The organism is Alcanivorax sp. HI0044, from assembly GCF_001634945.1.
The window spans coordinates 1-782 of record NZ_LWEZ01001796.1; the positions used below are offsets into that span (position 1 = coordinate 1).

The 782-nt window shown below is 62.4% G+C and carries 2 protein-coding genes; both read left to right on the top strand.

Annotation, left to right across the window (positions count from 1 at the left end; genetic code table 11):
- On the top strand, positions 1-457 hold a 457-nt coding region (locus A3730_RS26840), incomplete at its 5' end, for a peptide chain release factor N(5)-glutamine methyltransferase (RefSeq protein ID WP_156501394.1).
- Positions 458-555: 98 nt separating this feature from the next.
- On the top strand, positions 556-782 hold a 227-nt coding region (locus A3730_RS26845; protein WP_197477664.1), incomplete at its 3' end, for a ThiF family adenylyltransferase.

The following is a 782-nucleotide window of genomic DNA, read 5'->3' on the forward strand; positions in this document are numbered from 1 at the left end:
CGTTTCCCTGGCGCTGGCGCGGCCGGATTGGCATGTCACCCTGGTGGATCTGAGTGAGGCCGCCTTGCAGGTGGCCGCTGACAACGCTCATCGGCTGGGGGCCGCGGTGACCTGTTTGAAGGGCAGCTGGCTGTCGCCCTGCCCGGGGCCGTTTGATCTGATCATTAGCAACCCGCCTTATATCGAGGAAAGCGACCACCATCTGGATGAAGGGGATGTGCGTTTCGAGCCCCGCTCGGCGCTGGTGGCGCCCAATAACGGGTTGGCGGATTTGGCTGCCATTACTCAGCAAGCCGCCGGCAAACTGGTTGCCGGCGGTTGGCTGTTGCTGGAGCATGGGTTTGAGCAGGGTGAGGCAGTGCGCATTCTGTTGACGCAGGCCGGCTTCGTGCAGGTGGGTACGGTACAGGATCTGGGTGGCAACGACCGGGTCACCTTTGGGCAGCACCCGGTGTAGGCGAAAGCCTGCTTGCGATCTTCAGGCTTGCGCCGTCACTGTCATAGATCGGCTTTGCGTGTCAGCGTGAAGCCGTGTTGCATGCAGCGAGTCTTTTCATGTTTAACGACGAGCAACTCAATCGCTACAGCCGCCAATTGATGGTGGATGAACTGGATCTGGACGGGCAGGAGGCGCTGGCAGCCGCCCGGGTATTGATCGTCGGTTGCGGTGGTCTGGCCAATCCGGCGGCGTTATATCTTGCGGGCGCCGGTGTCGGGCAGCTGGTGCTGGCGGACGACGACCGGGTGGAACTGAGCAACCTGCACCGGCAGGTGGCGTTTCG